Origin of the sequence: Ralstonia sp. Ralssp135 (genome assembly GCF_047304345.1) — a bacterium.
Classification (GTDB): Bacteria; Pseudomonadota; Gammaproteobacteria; order Burkholderiales; family Burkholderiaceae; genus Ralstonia; species Ralstonia chuxiongensis.
In genome coordinates, this window is record NZ_JBGLYZ010000013.1 from 93279 (window position 1) to 111378 (window position 18100).

At 61.3% G+C, this 18100-nt stretch carries 15 protein-coding genes and 2 pseudogenes; 11 read left to right on the forward strand and 6 right to left on the reverse strand.

Going from position 1 to position 18100, the window contains the following annotated elements:
* Positions 1-11: 11 nt before the first annotated feature.
* From ACCD03_RS11815 to ACCD03_RS11825, 3 genes are all read right to left on the reverse strand, one after another.
* Entirely contained in the window at positions 12-509 is a 498-nt protein-coding gene (locus ACCD03_RS11815; RefSeq protein WP_045206442.1) for a MarR family winged helix-turn-helix transcriptional regulator, read from the reverse strand.
* 58 nt (positions 510-567) lie between these two features.
* Positions 568-2160, reverse strand: a complete 1593-nt coding sequence (locus ACCD03_RS11820; protein WP_045206440.1) for an MFS transporter — start codon at positions 2158-2160, stop codon at positions 568-570.
* 187 nt (positions 2161-2347) lie between these two features.
* Positions 2348-3262, reverse strand: a complete 915-nt coding sequence (locus tag ACCD03_RS11825; RefSeq protein ID WP_413411676.1) for a LysR family transcriptional regulator — start codon at positions 3260-3262, stop codon at positions 2348-2350.
* A 207-nt stretch (positions 3263-3469) separates the two neighbouring features.
* On the opposite strand from ACCD03_RS11825, the gene ACCD03_RS11830 reads away from it, so the two are divergent.
* The 3 genes from ACCD03_RS11830 (at position 3470) to ACCD03_RS11840 (ending at position 7360) form a co-directional block, all read left to right on the forward strand.
* The gene (locus tag ACCD03_RS11830; protein WP_112187612.1) at positions 3470-4426 is read left to right on the forward strand and encodes a dihydrodipicolinate synthase family protein; all 957 of its coding nucleotides are present in this window, start codon (positions 3470-3472) and stop codon (positions 4424-4426) included.
* A 248-nt stretch (positions 4427-4674) separates the two neighbouring features.
* A complete protein-coding gene (locus ACCD03_RS11835; RefSeq protein ID WP_413411686.1) occupies positions 4675-6096 on the forward strand; it encodes an MFS transporter in 1422 nt (473 codons plus the stop codon).
* A gap of 160 nt (positions 6097-6256) precedes the next feature.
* Positions 6257-7360 carry a porin gene (locus tag ACCD03_RS11840; protein WP_413411678.1) on the forward strand — a complete coding sequence of 368 codons (1104 nt, stop codon included), beginning with the start codon at positions 6257-6259 and terminating at the stop codon, positions 7358-7360.
* Between the two features lie 477 nt (positions 7361-7837).
* On the opposite strand, the gene ACCD03_RS11845 is transcribed toward ACCD03_RS11840, so the two are convergent.
* A complete protein-coding gene (locus ACCD03_RS11845; RefSeq protein ID WP_413411679.1) occupies positions 7838-8140 on the reverse strand; it encodes a hypothetical protein in 303 nt (100 codons plus the stop codon).
* 387 nt (positions 8141-8527) lie between these two features.
* Between ACCD03_RS11845 and ACCD03_RS11850 the strand changes: the two are divergent.
* A pseudogene (locus tag ACCD03_RS11850) lies at positions 8528-8726 on the forward strand (nitrate/nitrite transporter); the annotation flags it as partial.
* Positions 8727-8761: 35 nt separating this feature from the next.
* Here the strand turns inward: ACCD03_RS11850 and ACCD03_RS11855 are convergent.
* On the reverse strand, positions 8762-9445 hold the full coding sequence (locus ACCD03_RS11855) for a YitT family protein (protein WP_316677988.1): 684 nt from the start codon (positions 9443-9445) through the stop codon (positions 8762-8764).
* Positions 9446-9732: 287 nt separating this feature from the next.
* The gene (locus tag ACCD03_RS11860; RefSeq protein WP_045206584.1) at positions 9733-10617 is read right to left on the reverse strand and encodes a LysR family transcriptional regulator; all 885 of its coding nucleotides are present in this window, start codon (positions 10615-10617) and stop codon (positions 9733-9735) included.
* Between the two features lie 99 nt (positions 10618-10716).
* Here ACCD03_RS11860 and ACCD03_RS11865 point away from each other — a divergent pair, with 99 nt between their 5' ends.
* The 7 genes and pseudogenes from ACCD03_RS11865 to ACCD03_RS11895 form a co-directional block, all read left to right on the forward strand.
* A complete protein-coding gene (locus ACCD03_RS11865) occupies positions 10717-12309 on the forward strand; it encodes an NADH-quinone oxidoreductase subunit L (protein ID WP_413411681.1) in 1593 nt (530 codons plus the stop codon).
* Entirely contained in the window at positions 12310-14892 is a 2583-nt protein-coding gene (locus ACCD03_RS11870) for a YbcC family protein (RefSeq protein ID WP_413411682.1), read from the forward strand.
* 297 nt (positions 14893-15189) lie between these two features.
* Positions 15190-16155, forward strand: coding sequence for a MerR family transcriptional regulator (locus ACCD03_RS11875; protein WP_413411683.1), 966 nt, complete (start codon positions 15190-15192; stop codon positions 16153-16155).
* Positions 16156-16253: 98 nt separating this feature from the next.
* Positions 16254-17030: an SDR family NAD(P)-dependent oxidoreductase gene (locus ACCD03_RS11880; RefSeq protein ID WP_413411684.1), complete on the forward strand. Its 777-nt coding sequence runs from the start codon at positions 16254-16256 to the stop codon at positions 17028-17030.
* Positions 17027-17482: a DUF3429 domain-containing protein gene (locus ACCD03_RS11885; RefSeq protein WP_253542408.1), complete on the forward strand. Its 456-nt coding sequence runs from the start codon at positions 17027-17029 to the stop codon at positions 17480-17482. The genes ACCD03_RS11880 and ACCD03_RS11885 overlap by 4 nt, the downstream gene beginning before the upstream one ends.
* Positions 17483-17568: 86 nt before the next feature.
* Complete coding sequence (sdhC, locus tag ACCD03_RS11890; RefSeq protein WP_413411685.1) at positions 17569-17979, forward strand: succinate dehydrogenase, cytochrome b556 subunit; 411 nt, start codon at positions 17569-17571, stop codon at positions 17977-17979.
* A gap of 8 nt (positions 17980-17987) precedes the next feature.
* Positions 17988-18100: pseudogene (locus ACCD03_RS11895) on the forward strand (succinate dehydrogenase, hydrophobic membrane anchor protein); the annotation flags it as partial.

Genomic DNA, 18100 nt, shown 5'->3' on the forward strand with positions numbered 1-18100 from the left:
TTCAGCGCGCATTAGCGGTCTGCGGGCTGATCTGCGGTCTTGATATCGGATGCAGTGGAGGCCGCAGCGGCCAGCGCCGGCACTTCTGCCAGGCGGGTTTCGATTTGCGCCAGCGCTTCGGACAGCGCGTGGACGAGATCATCCGGCAGCCCGTCGAGCGTGGCATTGATGAAGGCGATGCGGCGCGGCATGCATTCGAGCACGATGGCCAGGCCGGCGTCTGACAGCGACACGTTGGTCAGGCGGTTGTCGCGCGCATCCGTTGTGCGTTCAATCCAGCCGAGTTGCTCGAGCACCTTGAGCTGGCGGGTGAGCGCGCCGGGGTCCATCTGCAGGCGCTCGGCGAGCTGCTTCTGGGCCATGCCGCCGCCAGTGTTGTCGTGCAGCGCCAGCAGAATGCGCCAGCGCGGCATCGGCTGGCCGACATGCGCCTCGAAGGCGGCCATGAACGCACGATAGGTGCGCCCAAACTGGTGCATGACGGCGAAGCGTTCGCGTTCAGAGGTCATCGATCAGGGCTGAGATTGCTGGGGAACCGCGCATCCTAACCGCTCCTGCGTGTCTCGCCTATTCCGTATGTTGCACAGGCTCGACATGGTGCAGCACCACGGGCGGCACGCGGCGCACATACCAAAGGCCGATCAGCGCCACCACCGTCGCCACGATCAGGCCGATATGGATGGCACCCACCAGCACATGGCGCGCAGCTTCGAGCAGCGCCGCACCGTCGTGGCCGGCAGCATGCAACTGCGAGAGCAAGGCGGCTTGCGAGTCATGATCGATGAGAATTTCGGGATCTGCAAGCTGGCGCAGCCATTGCATCGCACTGTCTGCGCTTAGCGCATTGGCAACGCCCGAGGCATAGCGCTCGCTCACCAGCGTGCCGACCAGCGCCGTGCCCACCATGCCGCCCACCATGCGCAGCGATTGCAGCAGCGCCGTGGCAATGCCCAGATGCGCACGGCCGGCCGTCTGCTGGGCAAACACCGTCAGATTGGGCAGCACGAAACCGAGGCCCAGCCCAGCTAGCAGCATCAGCAGCGTCAGCACCGTATGCGGCATGCCCTTGGACGACACCGACATGCCGGCCACCGCTACGGTCAGCAGCGCAAAGCCCGCATACAGCATGGCGTTGGGATTGGGAATGCGCGTGACGATGCGCCCGTTGATGATGCTGCCCAACGTGATACACACCACCAGCGGCGTAATCACAAGACCGGCTTCCTGAGGCGACATGCCAAACCCGCCCTGGAACAGCAACGGCGCATAGAACAGCACCGCAAACATCGAGAAACCCGACAGCAACGCCAGCATGAACAGCGCGGCCAGCGCAGGATTGCGCAGCATGTCGAACGGCAATAGCGGCTGCTCGGCACGCTGCTCCCACCACCACAGCGCAACGAACGCCGCGGCCGACAGCACCAGCCAACCGAATAGCGGCAACGACAGGCCATGCCGCGGCAGCCATTCCACGAACAACTGCAGCGCACCAAGCGCCACCGTGATCAGCACCGCGCCCTGCCAGTCCAGCCGGATACGCCCGGTGTGCACGTTCTGGCGCAGATGCGGCAGGAAGCGCCAGGCAAACCACAGCCCCAGCACGCCGAACGGAATGTTCACGTAAAACACAGAACGCCAGCCGAACGCCTGCGTCATCCAGCCGCCCAGCGTCGGGCCGATGGCGTTGGCAATACCAAACGACGCACTCAGCATCACCTGCCAGCGCAAACGTACACGCGCATCGGGAAAGAGATCGGGAATGCACGCGTAAGCCGTGCCGACCAGCATGCCGCCACCAATGCCCTGCAGCGCCCGCGACCACACCAGGAACGTCATGCTGCCCGCCATGCCGCACATGACCGAGGCCAATGTGAACACCACGATGGAGGCAATCACAAACGGCTTGCGCCCGTAAAAGTCTCCCAGGCGGCCAAAAATCGGCACCGTCACCACCGATGTCAGCAGGTACGACGTCGCCACCCAGGCATACAGCTCAAAGCCTTTGAGTTCCGCCACCACCGTGGGCAGCGCCGTGCCGACCACGGTTTGGTCGAAGGCGACCAGAACAACGACAAAGCAGATGCCGATCATCGCCAAGAGCGATTCCTTGAACGGCAGGACCTGGGTATGGGAGTGCGGGAGCGCGGTGTGGACGGCCATGGCGGCGGGGAGGAATACAAATGATGCATCAACGATTGATGCGTCAACTAACAGTGTAATGGAATCGTGCCGTGTTTGCTGGCTAAGCTGATCGGGAAAAATAAAGTCCGTCGGATGTAAATTAAGTCTGTCGAGGTAGCTCGTGGTTCGCATGGGCGCAGGCGTGCCAAGGCGGCTCTCCTTCTCTTTACTGGCCATGCTCGGAGACCGCCGTTCCCGTTTGTGCGATCTCCTTAGTAAGTTGCATCACCGTGCGGCTGGCCAGCGTCAGATCGCCATGCCGCGACATCGCCAGCGCGATGTATCGATAGACGGTCGGTTCCACAACCTTGGCCGCTTGCAGCCGTCCTTCGCGCACGGCGTTGGCGATGGCATATGGGCCCAGCAGCGCGTACATGCCGCCGTCCTCAACGATGCGTGTCTGCAGGCTGAGAGAATCCGCTTCCACCTCGACGTTTAGAGAGACGCCGCGCTGGGTCGCGAGGTGGTCGAGCCAATCACGCCAACTGCTGGGCCGGCAGAACGAAACCAGCGGTAGACCGTTGAGGGCCGCAAACGGCACGGTGGGCTCAGCCAGAAGTGGATCGCCGGGAGTGCCCACCAGATAGGTCGCCGCTTCGGTGAGGTAGATGTCGCCGTGCTTTGGCGTCGGGCTGTGCCGGAACAGCAGGGCCAGATCGACGCTGCCTTCTTCCAGCCACGTTTCCAACTGCGCACCCTGGCCTTCGCGCACGCTGAGCTGCACGAGCGGATAGCGGTCGCGCAGGCGGTAATACAGTGTGCTGACCAGAGGGTGCGCCGTAGAGGGAAGGATGCCCAGGCGCACGGTGCCGATCGGTTTGCCGGCTGAGCTTTGAATGTCGTTGGCCAACTGCTCCGTGCCCGCCAGCCATGCCCGTACCTTCGGTGCGATGCGCTGACCCAGTTCCGTCAGCACGACGCCGCGGCCCGTCCTCTGAAACAACCGGCCGCCGGCTGCCTGTTCCAGCTCAGCAATCTGACGACTGATATGGGGCTGCGTGGTGCCGTGCGCCAATGCCACCTTGCTGAGGCTGCCAAGCTCGGCGGCCTCGATGAACAGTTTCCAGCCCGCGTAATCCACGGTGTCCCCCACATCTTTGATATGTCAATTCAGTATATCTGAAATGCCGGAATTCACTCTTCCGGCATGCCTAGTGCCTCCCTAGACTGCATCGCAAGCACGTTGACCACCAGGCGTTCCAAGGCTTCGCCGGCGACGAGCGCTCCCCCGGGGCTCGGGCATGACGGCCCCCGGAGAGACCTATCGATCCACTAGTGAGGAGACTCCATGAAAGACATTGATCTGCGCGGCCTCGTACCGGCCCCCGTGACCCCGTTCACCCGCGATGGCGCTGTCGACCACGCGGCCATCCAGCGCCTGGGCAAGTGGCTCGGTAGCTTTGACGGCGTGAAGGGCCTGGTTGTGCTCGGGCATGCCGGCGAAGGCACCTTCCTTTCACAGGATGAACAAACCGCCGTGATCGAGAGTTTCGTGAAGTCGGTCGACGGCAAGCTTCCGGTCATCGCCGGCATCACGCTTGAGGGCACGCAGGTGGCCGCGGCTGAGGCCAAGCGTGCCGTCAAGGCTGGGGCCTCTGCCGGTCTGGTCTATCCGTCGCACGGCTGGTTGCGCTTCGGTTACCAAAAGGGCGCACCGCAGGACCGCTATCGCGCCATCTATGAGGAAAGTGGCCTGCCGCTGATCCTCTTCCAGTATCCGGACGTGACCAAGGCAACGTACAACCTGGAGACGCAGCTGGAGATTGCCGCGCAGCCGGGCGTGTTCGCCATGAAAAACGGCGTACGCAACATGCGCCGTTGGGATACCGAAATTCCCGTGATCCGTCGCGAGAACCCGGAGCTGCAGATCCTGACCTGCCACGATGAATACCTGCTGCACACCATGTTCGACGTGGACGGCGCACTGGTTGGATACGGCAACATCGCGCCCGAACTGCTGATCGAACTGATCGCGGCCGGCAAGGCGAAAGACTACCCGCGCGCGCGCGCCCTGCACGACAAGCTGTTGCCGATCACGAAGAACGTCTACCACCGTGGCTCGCACATGGAGGGCACCGTGGCGCTCAAGCACGCGCTCGTCGCACGGGGCATCCTCGAGCACGCCACTGTGCGCCCTCCGCTGCTGCCGCTGGAACCCGGCGCGGAGATCGACATTGCCAACGCGATGCGCTCGGCCGGGCTCACCGGCCCCGGTGCCGGTGTGGTGCAGCCGCTTGCCGCGTAAGGCAAGCAAGCTGCCGGCCACGCCTCAGGGCGTGCCACACGGTGTGAGCTGCCGCGTTGTCGGCGTGTGCACGCCATAAGCGGTACCTGTCCGGGCGTGATACAAGCGCTATCAAAGCGCCACGCCCGGCACCACAGCCGACCAACGGCTGCCACCAGAACAACAAGATCATCGATGCCGGACGCAACCCGTGGCCTCGCATCAGAACAATGACATCTGGAGACAACATGACCATCACCACGCCCGCCATGGCACACCACGGCGTGCAGGAGACCGCGCACACCGCGTCAGCCGATTCCGGCGCGCGCGCCGCACAGCTCCTCTTCCGTATCGAGAACGTCCCCTTCAGTCGCTGGCACACGAAGGCCCGCATCATCATGGGCAGCGCCACGCTGTTCGACGCCTTTGACGCGCTCTCGCTGGCCTTCGTCATGCCGGTGCTCGTGGGACTTTGGCATCTCTCACCAGGCGAGATCGGCGTGCTGATCGCCGCCGGTTATCTTGGCCAGGTGATCGGCGCGCTGCTGTTCGGCTGGCTGGCTGAGCGTCTGGGCCGGGTGCGGAGCGCCACTATCACGGTCGGGCTGATGTCGGCTATGAGTGTGGTGTGCGCGTTTGCCGGAAACTTTCAGATGCTGTTTCTATGCCGGTTCCTGCAGGGCATCGGTGTTGGTGGTGAAGTGCCGGTGGCGGCGACCTACATCAACGAGCTGTCGCAAGCGCACGGGCGCGGACGCTTCTTCATCCTGTACGAACTGATCTTTCCGCTGGGGCTGCTGGCGGCGGCCCAGGTTGGCGCGTTCCTTGTCCCGCGCTTTGGCTGGGAATACATGTTTCTGGTTGGGGGCATTCCGGGCATCCTCGTGGCGCTGCTGATCATGCGCTTGCCGGAGTCGCCGCGCTGGCTGATCGGCAAGGGTCGCTATGACGAAGCAGAACAGGTGATCCGGGACATTGAAGCCAGCACGCCCCGACGCAATCTCGACCCGCAACGCGACAGCACCGAAATCGACACGCGAGTCGCCACGCTGCTCGATGGCATTCGCACACGTCGCAAGGGCTCGTGGAAGGAACTGTTCTCGCCTCTATACCGGGGCCGAACTCTTGTCGTGTGGCTGCTGTGGGCGAGCTCTTACTTTGTTGCCAACGGCATCAATAATTGGCTTCCGAGCCTGTACAAGACTGTGTATCACTTGCCGCTGCAGGAATCTCTGCATATGGCGTCGGTGTCGAACGTACTTAGCACCTGTGCCGTGCTGGTGTGCGCCCTCCTGGTGGATCGCGTCGGTCGTCGGCGCTGGGCCATGGCGTGCTTCCTGATCAGTGGGGCCTTGCTGGCGGCACTGGCGGCGATCGGTGCCGGCAGTGCGCTGTCCGTGATGATCCTGGCGTCCTCTGCCTACGCTGTAATGGGCACGACCACCGTCCTGCTGTATCTGTACACGCCTGAAATCTATCCAACCCGTATGCGTGCCATCGGCACGGGGCTGGCGACATCATGGTTGCGTGCCGCATCGGCTGCTGCACCGGCGATCGTCGGTGTGGTTCTCGCTGGCTACGGCATCGCCTCAGTGTTCCTCATGTTCGCGCTGGTGAACGTCATCGGCCTGCTGGCGGCCATGCGCATGATCGAGACCACCAACCGGGCGCTCGAAGACATCTCGCCCTAGGTATCGAGGCGCCGCCGCGCGCCATCCTTCCGCCTTCCATCCTGCATTGCCCAAAAAGGGGTCGCCATGCGCGGCCGCCTCTTGGCGGAGCGCACCCCAAAAAACCATACAAAACCCGTCGCGGTGCCACGCGCGGGTACAACACAGAGGAGACCTCACCATGAAAACCACGTCCTGGCTGATCGGCATGAGTATCGGTGCAGCCGCCCCGATGATGGCCGCCGCACAGTCCGTCACGCTCTACGGCCTGGTGGATACCGGCGTCGAATACGTCAACAACGTTGGGGCCACGAAAAGCGGGCTGGTGCGCATGCCAAACCTCACAGGCACCGTTCCGTCGCGGTGGGGGGTGCGCGGCAAAGAAGACCTGGGCGGCGGTCTGCATGCCGTCTTCACGCTTGAATCCGGCTTTGCGCCGGACTCCGGCGTCTCCAATCAGGGCGGACGGCTGTTCGGCCGGCAAGCAAACATGGGGCTCATCGGGCCGTGGGGCGAGGTCACGTTTGGTCGGCAGAACACCATGCTGTTCTGGGCGATTCTCGACTCGGACATCCTTGGACCCAACGTCTATGGCGGTAACGCGTTGGACAGCTATCGCCCGAATGCGCGTGCCGACAATGCCATCGCTTACAAGGGCAAGTTCGGCGGGTTCACCGTGGGCGCCACGTATAGCTTTGGCCGGGATACGGTCAATGCCGGTGCCAACCCGGCCGGCACCAACTGTGCCGGCGAACTGGCATCGGACAGCCGCGCGTGCCGCGAGTGGTCGGCCTTGCTGATGTACGAAGCCGGCACCTGGGGCATCTCAACCGCGTACGACTCGCTGCGAGGTGGCCCCGGCGCAGCGGCCGGCCTCACCAGTAGCAAACTCAAGGACGATCGTCTGCTCCTCGGAGCTTACGCATTGTTCGACAAAGCAAAGGTGGGTATCGGCGCTTCGCTCCGCAACAACGGAGGTGGCACGCCATCACACAGCCAGTTGTACTACGCAGGTGCCTCCTACGACATCACACCCGCATTCAACCTTGCAGGGCAGGTCTACTATCTGCACTTCAACAACAGTGCCAACAAAGCGTGGCTAGGTGCCATCCGGGGTACCTACGCATTCTCAAAGCGGACGTCGGTGTATCTCACCGGCGGGTACATCGATAACGGTGGTCAGTCGAATCTGTCCGTTAGTGCCGGCGGCAGTGGAGGAACGAGCAACCCCACTCCTGGCGGCAATCAGCTCGGGGTGATGGCAGGCGTGAAGCATTCGTTTTAACAGCCGCTGTTTAGTCGTCATCACCCTATCCAAAATCCGCAGGGGCGACAGGCCTTCACCGGCCTGCTGTGAGCGCCGCTCTACAAATAGGAGGCCCCTGCGCGCTTCGGTTTTCCGTTCTTCTACTGGGTACCAGTTGCTCCGGGTGCCGACCACCTCGCCGTTCATCTGGATCGTATTCAAGAATGGTCAACGCACGATAGCTTCGCTGCAAATTAAAGTCGGCGTTGATCGGTCCGGTCTCAGCTAGCCTCGTGCCAGCATGCTAGAGCCTGTCTTGCCCTAATGAAGAGAAACGGACCGGGTCCCGGGTGCAGAGTCGATTCGCCACGATCCACCCTATCGCCGCCGATACCGGTACAAGACAAAGCAGTGCTGCCGAGATGCCTTTGCTGGCACCGGTGAGGACATGAAAGTTTGCCACTGCGAGTGCAAGAACCGTGCACAGTGCCAGACCGGCGGTCACGGGCAGCAACCTCACCCGCGCGAAGCTGTACCTGATCGCCGTTTCGCTTCTTCATCAATCTCTAGATCGGACGCTCCGGGGTTCAGAGAGATTAGGCGCGTGCGCCACTCTTCATAGTTGGTGCGTGTCTCAGCGGTAGTTCGGATCGCATCGATTGTGACCTCCCCACGCAGTACGACAAACTGCGACCAAAGCCCCTTCAATATATGTTCGATCCAGCTGTCACTTCCGACATGCCAGTTGGGTACTACAACGGTGGCTTCAGCGATCTTCTTGCGAAACTCATCCCAACCATCGCCAATAATCAACGCCATAGAGTTCCTCACGTCCTGCGCCGGACGCACCCTTTCTCAATGAAGTACTGGCGTCGATTGTCGACGATCCTGCCAGCACAGTCGAATGCCCGGTTCGGTCCGAGAACTGTGTGAGGGGACTTCTTGCCCCACTTCGGATACTCCTGGTGGCGGTAAACGATCAGAGCGCGACGGGGGCACTTTCTCAATCGCGCTTCCCGGCAAATGCTTGTCACGCTTGGCCTCGACAGACTATTGCTAAATTTCGCACGGGCCACGAAGCCAAATTGAGGGGGCTCGACAGACTTGTTGCCCTTTTTTTGAGCGCCACGACCCTTTATAAATCAATGGATTAGGAATCCCCTTTCCGACCGACTTTATTTTTACGGATCAAAGCGGGTGCAGCCAGAAGCGGCGCAACGCCAGCCTGCGCAGGATGCACGCAAGGAATCAGCTGCCGTGCTGGGCTTTACGCCCCATCATCAGCGCGCATGGCGGGTTTTTCATCCCGAAGAGCTTCGGCATCTCGCTGGAGCTGACGGGCTCGGTCAACACTGCGCTGCACTGCTGCATCGCCGCCTACATGCGGTGCGTGCTGGTGACGTAGGCAGTCTATGCTCGACGCAACGCACCGCAGCCTTGCTAAGCCATTGAGGAACCCGGCGAGCCGTTGCTGCCCACATGCTCGTGGGCAGTGCTGGCAGGCTGCGCGGCCAGGTAGCGACCGGGCCGATGGTTCAACGCAATGCTGAGGTTGAGCGCGACCGCCCCGACCAGCGAGGCCGCAAGTGCCATCGGGCTGACCACGACCAGCGAGGCCAACACGATGCCCACATCCACCGCCATCTGCAGCTTGCCAGCGCGAATGCCGTACTTGTCCTGCAGATACAGCGCGACGATGTTGACGCCGCCCAAGCTGGCCTGGTGCCGAAACAGGACGATAAAGCCCACGCCCATCAACGTGCCGCCAATGACACCCGCATACAGCGGATTGAGCGATCCCAGCTGTACGAAATGCGCGTGCACCTCGCTCAGCCACGACACCAGCGCCACTGCACAAAACGTCTTGAGCGTGAAGCGCCATCCCATGTGCCGCACTGCCAGGTAATAGAACGGCAGATTGATGGTGAAGAACACCACGCCAAAGGGCAGCGATGTGGCGTAGTGAATCAGGAAGGCCACGCCGGCCGTCCCGCCTGACAGCAGACCGCCCTGCTTGAACAGTGTGATGCCGAGCGACACGAACAGCGTACCGGTAACGATGGCGAGCACATCCTCAAGCAGGCTATGCCGGGTAACGCTTGGGACATTGTCGGGAGCATTCATGGGGGGCTCCTTACGGATACCGTGGACACGGCGCCGACTATGCCGCCGGTACGTCCGTCGGTTCTTTGATCCAAGCCAACCGTGCGTGAATCAGCCTAACCCCGCGATGCAGACGTTGTGTACTCGCCGCAGCCGTTCGGCGTCGTGCCAGTCGGAACCCGCCAAGAACTTGAACGCGTCCGACAGCAACCGGCGATGGCCTGGATCGCCACACGGCTTAACAAGCTTTCCATCCATGTGCGGCAACCTCATACCACTGCAGTTTTGAGGCTCTGTCCGGCGTCTGCCTAGACCGGCTGAGACAGCAATCGCTCGAGCGCCTCAAGCCTATGTCTGCGTATTGTGGTGATGGCGTAGAAGCGTTCCTGTAATTGCGTGGACTGCCCTACAGTCACCAGGATTCCCGCTCGCAACTCATCTTGAACGACAACTTCGGGCAACACAGCCAACCAGCCGCTGTCACGTGCAATCAGACGCAGCATGGCCATGTCGTCTATCTCCGCCCGCAATCGGGGGACCACACCCATTGACGCGCACAGAGCGTCGAACTGCGTTCTAAGCGCGTGGCGCGGCCCAGGTAACGCAATCTCAAGCCCATCAAGATCTTCTGGGATGTGCAGGGTTCGACCTTTCCAGATTGCTGCTGGCCCTACCAGGGAAATGGATTGACTCCCAAGATACTGACAGTGAAGCGGGCGGTCCGGATTGGTGGGCACGCTTTCATTGGCGAGCACCACGTCAAGTTGGTGTTCGACCAGCCGGCCGAGCAAGTCTTCGAGAACCCCGGATTCCAGGGTGAGTAGCACTTCGGGGTCGGCCAAGAGCGGCTTGATCCAGTTCTCCTGATAGTTTCTTGAGAGGGTCGCCACGCTTCCAACGCGAAGTCGCGTCATTCCCTCGCTTCGGCCAACCAATCTTCCGAGCATCTCCTGGCCGAGCCCGAAAATGTCTTCAGCGTAGGACAGCACGACCTGGCCGGTCTCGGTCAGCACCAGGCTGCGTCCTTCCCGGCTGAATAGGGCATCGCCAAGTCTTTCTTCCAACTGGCGGATCTGAGCGGAAAGCGCCGACTGGGAGGTGTGCAACTCGCGGGCGGCGCGCGTGAGGTGTCCCAACTTGGCCACGCGCCAAAAGTAGAACAAGTGATGGAAGTTAAGCTGCTCCAGCCTGATCATTCTGTTTTATATATCAAATCGTTCTGATCATTGAATTTTACAGAATGATTTCCAGGGGAGAAGATGCGGGCACACGAATTTTCGCCAGCGCTTCCTATGGACATCGTTCACGTTCTTACGGCTGTTTCGACACTCCTGCCGGCAGGTTTGATGGGGGTGGCCGCCCTCCTTCCTCGGTCCGCCCGCGCGAGTACGCCGACACTTTGGCACGGCTTTATCGCGCTGTCGGCGATCTCCTTGTGTGCTGCCATATTCTCTTTGGCCTGGGCGACTTGGAGTTCCGGCGAGCCTCTTGGCAACTCCGTCCTCTCGCCTTGGCTGCACCTGTCCCTGATCGGCGGTTGGATGGCCGTGCTTGTCCAACTGCTGGGCACCTGCATCGGCGCGTTCTCTGCGCGGTACCTGCAAGGCGAGCAAGGGCAACGCAGCTATCTCGGCGCGCTTGCCGGGGTGTTGGCATCTGTGCACCTGCTGCTGCTCGCAGACCATTGGGTGGTGTTGATCGCGGCCTGGGCGACGATCGGCGTCGCGTTGCAGCGTTTGCTGTGCTTTTATCCCGACCGACCATTCGCAATGCTTGCCGCGCACAAAAAGCGCTTGGCAGACCGGTTGGCAGATGTCTTCCTGGTTACGGCAGCAGCGATTGCCTGGCACGAGGTGGGCAGCGGTTCTCTGTCGCAGTTATGGCTTCACATTGCGCGCGAAGGGATATCCGCCAGCCTTCAGGTCAGCGCGGTCTGCGTCGCCGTCAGTGTGATCTTGAGAACAGCTTTGCTGCCCGTGCACGGATGGCTCATCCAGGTCATGGAGGCTCCGACGCCCGTATCGGCGTTGCTGCATGCGGGTGTAGTGAACCTGGGCGGCTATGTGCTGATCCGATTTGCCCCTCTGCTCAGCCCGAGCGCGCCGGCTCGCTGGCTGCTGATCACGGTCGGGCTGACCACGGCGGTCATGGGCGGGTTGATCATGCTTACCCGGATCAGCATTAAGGTCCGGCTGGCCTGGTCCACGGTGGCGCAGATGGGGTTCATGGTGATGGAGTGTGGATTGGGCCTGTACACACTGGCAGCGCTTCACCTCCTCGGCCATTCGCTTTACAAGGCGCACGCATTTCTCTCCGCGTCCTCGGTGGTCGATCGGCTTCGCGTGGAACAGCTCCTTGGCCATGAAACGCGCTCGCGCTTGAGTTTGTACGCAGCCCCCGCCATCGCAATCGGCATCGTCGTCCTTCTTCATGCGCTGGCGGATCAGATTCCCTGGCCTTGGTGGTGGAGCGGCATTCTGGCGCTTGCGTGGGCGCCAATGCTCTGGCTGCCATCCGTCAAGGAAGGCTCCACCACTGCAATGCTGCTGGCCCGACTTGTCGCAAGCCTGATCAGTATTGCGGGTCTCATGGGCGCAGCAATCGTCCTCCACCTCTTGCCAACTGGCATAGCGGACCACGCCGACACAGGTGGCGGCATTGCAGCGTTGCTCGGTATGGCTGCCATGCATTGCGTCTTGGTGGCGTTGCAGACATCTCCCCACGCTTTGGCTTCTCTGCGCCGTGCCTGTTATGCGGGCCTTTACTTGGATGAGTTCTACACCCGTCTGGCGTTGCGCTCCTGGCCGACCAAATGGACGCCAAGTCGCTCGGATGTCTTCCCACTCGCAGTAGCCCGGGCCGCCAAGGCGAATGCAAACCAGTAAATGCTGCTCAAAGAGGTTCACATGAACAACGGTATTGCCTCCTCCACCAATCCCGGCCCGACGTCGGAACATAACGCAGCCTGCGTCAACCTTGAAGCCGAAAAGTACACGGACGCTGCGCGGCTGGAGCAGATGGAAGCCGCCTGCAAACAAGCATGCGCAGCGATCGCGCCGGCATGGCCGTTAGATCGGGCAATTGCGGTCAATCCTCATTGGGGCCGGGTGAGCATGCCTGTTCGCCAGGTGGCAGCTCGGATGGCAGTGCTTGGGGGCATCCAGGTGTTTCCCAGCCGCCCAAGCCTGCGCCAAGCATGGCAATCTGGCCGCATCACCAAAGACGACGTCGAATATGCGCTTGCGGCCTTGCCCGCCGCCAACGTGTCCGGTCTGACGGCTTCGCAATGTCTGAATGCCATCAACACCGATTGGTCAGCGCCACGTTTGCCGTTGCTGATCGACATACTTGACACCGATCCATTGCGCCATACGAGGCTTTCTTGGCGCGAGGCCATCACGCACCAGGTTAGCCAAAGTTGCGCCGCTTACTTCGACGAGAATCAGTCGGACTGGGCAATCCAGAAAAACGATGGGCTGTATGCCTTCTGGCGCGACACGTTGCGGCACGATCGCGGCATTGGCTTGCTGATGGGCATTCCGCATCTTGATCAGCATCTGGCGGAGTTGCCGCCTACGTTCCGGGACGCGGAGCACTGGGCGCTGGAGCAATTGGATCTGCCCAGCGATGTCTGGCCAGATTATCTGGAAGCCGTATTGCTCACGGTGAATGGCTGGGCATCTTGGTGCGCCTACCTTGGGTGGCAAGCCCATCAGAGCGGAAAGGAAGATCCAAACCTGCGTGAGTTGCTAGCCATCCGGCTTGCCTGGGGCGCCGTTCTGCAGAAGTGTCATGACGACTACAGCACGAAGACCGCCATTTCAACCCTTCGCAATGCCTGGCGCCGCGCAGCTTCAACGCTTGCAGAGGCCGAGGACGCTTTGCTGATCGACGAGGTTTGGCAGTACGCCCTGGAAGCCGGGTACCAGCGCCAGCTAGCGCATCGTGTAGGAGCGTCCTGCGTGGCGCCTGAGCCCTCCGAGATTGAAGTACAAGCAGCGTTTTGCATTGACGTCCGCAGCGAACCCTTGCGGCGTTCTTTGGAGGCCGTCTGGCCGGCGGTCCAGACGGTGGGCTTTGCGGGATTCTTCGGGATACCCATCGCCTATACGCCGCTCGGAACAGGGGCACGGCGCCCGCAACTACCCGGCTTACTGTCGCCCTCGATGGAGGTGACAGACAGTGTCCACCTCAGTACAGGCCAAGACGGACCCTCTGCTGACGGTACGGTCACACGCGCACGGCGCACCCGTCTCGGGGTTGCCGCACAGTTGAATCAATCCAGTCGCTGGCCCAGCGGTGCGTTCTCGTTTGTCGAGATTGCAGGCGTTGGCTACGCCGGCGCGCTGTGGCGGTGGGTCCGTCCGTCGACGCAGCGGCGCGCGCGTGCAGACTTGGCAGGATTGCCCTCCCGGTACAAGAAGGTATGCAGACCCGCACTGCTATCGCAGTCTCCACGTGAAAAAGCTGACCTGGCGGCGCGCGTGCTCCGCGCCATGGGGCTGGCTCACAATCTGGCCCCGCTAGTGGTGCTCGTCGGTCATGGCAGCCAGTCGAACAACAATGCGCATTCGGCATCTTTGGATTGCGGCGCATGCTGTGGCCAGAGCGGTGAGGTCAATGCCCGCACCTTGGCCCTGCTCCTCAATGACCCGAAGGTGCGCGCCGAGCTAGTCAACTTGGGCGTCGACATTCCTGCACGCGTGCAATTTGTGGCGGCGCTGCATAACACGACAACCGACGAGATCGAAGCCTTCGACCTCGATCTGTTGCCCGAATCCGCGCTTGAGCGCTGGGCATGCTTTGAAGACGCAATGAAACACGCTTGCGACCAGGTCAGACGCGAGCGTGCGCCCAAGCTGGGTGTCGATGCACGTTTGCCGCATGATCAACTCTTGACCAAGCTCCTGCGGCGCGCCAACGACGGCGCACAGACGCGACCGGAATGGGGGCTGGCCGGCAATGCGGCATTCGTGATCGCTCCGCGTTATCGGACCCAAAGTGCGGTGCTCGACGGACGCGTGTTCTTACATGATTACGACCACCGCACCGATCCCGACGGTAGCCTGCTCGATCAATTGCTGACGGCGCCCATGCTCGTGACCCACTGGATCAACTGGCAATATCACGCGTCAACATGTGATCCGCAACATCTGGGGAGCGGCAACAAACTCCTGCATAACGTCGTCGGCAGCTCAATCGGGGTATTTGAAGGCAATGGAGGCGATTTGCGAATCGGCCTATCCCGGCAGTCGCTTCATGACGGAGAGCGTTGGGTCCATGAGCCGCTTCGGCTGACTGTTCTGGTGGACGCGCCACAGGAAGCCATTGACCGGGTAATTGAAAACCACATCGTCGTCCGGCAACTTGTCAGAAACGGTTGGCTTCACCTCTGGCGGTTCGGACACAACGAGCTTCAACGCTACACCGATGGCAAGTGGCAACCGACCGGGCTGAGTGCGGCGTGAGACAACCACGTCAGACCGCCGGGGGGACTTCCTTCTGGCAGCTCGGACCAAGATAGTCTCTACACAGTGCAGCCAAATCGCGTGAGCGTCTGAATCAGTATCCCGATTCATGAAAGAGGAAGCGCGAGCGCAATCACCAGGTTGAATGTTCGAGCAGTTCCTCTCAGCGCGCGACGACGGGAGCATGGATATTGATGCATTTCCGACTCATCAACGGGCATTGTGGTTGGCTGTAGAGAAATGCGCTGTTCGCCGTTGTAACGGGGCATTACCCTACAAGGGTGATGAGGAGGACTCGTGAAAAGGCTCTACAAGTCATTAGCCCCCAGGCATTACCGAAGCGGCGAAGCAGCAAAACTGGCTCGGATGCCGGCATCCACGCTGCGCATTTGGGAGCGCAGATACGCTGTAGTCTCGCCGCCGAAGAGCGCTTCGGGCCAACGCCTCTACACAGAGGAAGACATAGAACGCCTGCGCCTGATCAGAGGCCTTGTTGATCGTGGGCACCCAATCAGTGCCGTGGCGAGCTTGAATGCGGAATCTCTGAAAGCGCTAGTGGAATCATCTGGCGTCGTTCAAGCGACCCACGTTGAGCCCATTTCGCTTCTGATCGTAGGCCCGGTGTCATTTGACATCGCCAATTGCGCTTGCTCCCACATGCGTGTCTGCGGGCACCCCAGATCGCTTGAAGAGGCAATTCGAAGTGCACGCACAGGTATGAGGGCAGATGCACTGCTAGCCTCTGTTCATTGGCTTCAGGAAGAAACGATTTCACGCATTGCGGCACTGGCCGAAGCGGTGCACGCGAAAGCCGTCAGCGTGATCTGCTCAGAGGCGTCAGCGCGCGCGACCGAGCGCGCGGGCCTGGGCGGCATACGCGTCATCCGACAATCCGACGCTGAAGCCAAACCGGAACCGCTCGTCGCAGAGCTTGTCGATTGGGCTACGGCGCTCCGCCAGGCAGACATATTGAATGCCGACACTCGCAGGCGCTCGGCCCGCCGCTTCGACGACAAGGCACTCGCCGCACTAGCCGGGCACGCCTCAGCGATTCAGTGCGAATGCCCGCGGCATTTGGCTGAACTCGTGAGCCAGCTCAGCGCGTTCCAACGCTACAGCGATGAGTGCATATACCGCTCGGCACGTGACGCCCTGTTGCACCGCCGGCTCGGGAACGTCGCAAACCGGGCGGTACAACTGCTTGAGACCGCGCTTGCCGAAATCGTCCGTCAAGAAGACTTGCTCAACGCGGCTGAGCGCTAAACCGCTCCGACACACCACGCAACGCAACGCAACGGTGACCATGAGCAGCTTCAAGCGATATTTCCAAAGACCCCTGCCCCTGCGCCTTTGCTGTTCAGTTGGGCACACGTCAGGAAGTCATCATGGGATTTGTTTGGATTACCGGAGCTAGCGGCGCTGTAGGCGCTGCTCTCGCTCGACGATTGAACAGCGCAGGCATTCCGCTTGTGCTGACTGCACGAGACGGGAGCAAGCTGGAAGAGCTTGCTGGCTCGCTCAAGTCGGCCCCGACACTGATATGTCCAGCCGATGTTACGGATCGGAATAGCGCTCAGCTTGCAGTCGAGGCCGGTGTCGCTCAGTTTGGCGCGCCGGAAGGCCTCGCGCACTGCGTCGGCTCGATCATCATCAAGCCGCTGCATCTGACTTCGGAGGACGAACTCAAGCAGGCATTCGACGCCAATTTTTTCTCGGCGTGGAATGTGTTGCGTCTGTTTGTACAGCAGGCTGTTCGCCACAGAGTGCACGCAAGCGCGGTCTTGATCGGCTCGGTTGCCGCCACTGCCGGCTTCCCGAATCATGAAGCAATCGCCAGCGCGAAAGCTGCCGTCGGAGCGCTGGCGCAGTCGGCAGCGGCAACGTATGCGGACCGCAATATCCGCGTCAATTGCATTCATCCGGGGCTGACCACGTCAGCAATGTCTTCTCGCCTGACAAGCGCTCCAGCAGTTGCGGAGCGACTCGCAAAAACGAACCCGATGGGCCGGCTCGGAAAAGGCGAGGACACCGCGGCGCTCGCGGAATTCCTGCTCAGTCCTGCAGCCTCTTGGATCACCGGCCAGCAGATCGGCGTGGATGGCGGCCAAGGGCGACTACTCGTACCAACCAAGTCATGAGTACGCAGCCGAAAGATTTGCGCGGCCTGGCTGTCCTGCTCGGCATCGGCGGCCTCGTCCCGTTTATCGCGTTGGCGTGGCTTTGCCTGCGGGACGCCTCGGGGAGCAGCGAATACCAGCATTCGCTGGTGGTGTACGCGGCGTGCATTACATCGTTTGTAGGTGCGGTGCACTGGGGGCTCGTACTTGGCGAGGCAAACGCCACGCGCAGGCATGCCTTGCAGCTTACCTGGAGCGTTGTGCCATCGCTCGCAGCGTGGGGCGCAACCATCAGTGGCGAGCCCCGCACCGCGCTCGTCAGGATGGCGCTGGTGCTGGCAGCCTGCTGGCTGACGGATGCCGTTTTTTTACGTTGGGGGGCAATACCGGTCTGGTACTTCCGGTTGCGCAGTCTATTGACCTTCGTAGCGGTGGCGTCGCTCATGCTTACCGGTCTTGCAAGCTCGGGGTGAGCGCTGAAGATCGTTACCCCACAAAGACGAGCTTTGCGCCAAGTTCATCAACTTCATCTGTGTCTGGAGTCTGTTCGGAGGGCCACGTGGCAATCAATTCAGAGAGTGGAACCGTCATCTACAGGAACATCGGTTTGGGCGACATTGCCCGTTACCGCTTGCCCTGGGCCGGTAAGGTGTCCATCTTGCACCGTGCCAGCGGTGCGCTGATGTTCCTTCTTCTTCCGTTCGTGCTGTACTTGTTCGAGCAAAGTCTCACGTCGGAAATCAGTTTCGCCAAGTTCACGGCGCTTCTGTCCAACGGCTTTGCCAAGGTTGTCGTCCTTGCCCTCATCTGGGCATACCTGCACCACTTCTGCGCCGGCATCCGTTACCTGATCCTCGATCTGCATATCGGCATCGACAAGGCCTCGGCCTCCAAGTCGGCTGTGAGCGTGCTGATCGTCAGCCTGCTGCTGACCGTCGTGTTCGGCGCCAAGCTGTTCGGCCTGTTCTGAGGAGTCGAATGATGGCAAATAACAATATCGGTCCCAAGCGCCTGGTTGTCGGCGCGCACTACGGCCTGAAGGACTTCCTCGCGCAGCGCGTCACCGCCGTGATCATGGCGGTGTACACCGT

Excerpts from the sequence above, each read along its gene's own strand:
- ACCD03_RS11815 (WP_045206442.1), bottom strand. The coding sequence starts at position 509 with ATGACCTCTGAACGCGAACGCTTCGCCGTCATGCACCAGTTTGGGCGC.
- ACCD03_RS11820 (WP_045206440.1), bottom strand. The coding sequence starts at position 2,160 with ATGGCCGTCCACACCGCGCTCCCGCACTCCCATACCCAGGTCCTGCCG.
- ACCD03_RS11830 (WP_112187612.1), top strand. The coding sequence starts at position 3,470 with ATGAAAGACATTGATCTGCGCGGCCTCGTACCGGCCCCCGTGACCCCG.
- ACCD03_RS11835 (WP_413411686.1), top strand. The coding sequence starts at position 4,675 with ATGGCACACCACGGCGTGCAGGAGACCGCGCACACCGCGTCAGCCGAT.
- ACCD03_RS11840 (WP_413411678.1), top strand. The coding sequence starts at position 6,257 with ATGAAAACCACGTCCTGGCTGATCGGCATGAGTATCGGTGCAGCCGCC.
- ACCD03_RS11845 (WP_413411679.1), bottom strand. The coding sequence starts at position 8,140 with ATGGCGTTGATTATTGGCGATGGTTGGGATGAGTTTCGCAAGAAGATC.
- ACCD03_RS11855 (WP_316677988.1), bottom strand. The coding sequence starts at position 9,445 with ATGAATGCTCCCGACAATGTCCCAAGCGTTACCCGGCATAGCCTGCTT.
- ACCD03_RS11865 (WP_413411681.1), top strand. The coding sequence starts at position 10,717 with ATGGACATCGTTCACGTTCTTACGGCTGTTTCGACACTCCTGCCGGCA.
- ACCD03_RS11870 (WP_413411682.1), top strand. The coding sequence starts at position 12,310 with ATGCTGCTCAAAGAGGTTCACATGAACAACGGTATTGCCTCCTCCACC.
- ACCD03_RS11885 (WP_253542408.1), top strand. The coding sequence starts at position 17,027 with ATGAGTACGCAGCCGAAAGATTTGCGCGGCCTGGCTGTCCTGCTCGGC.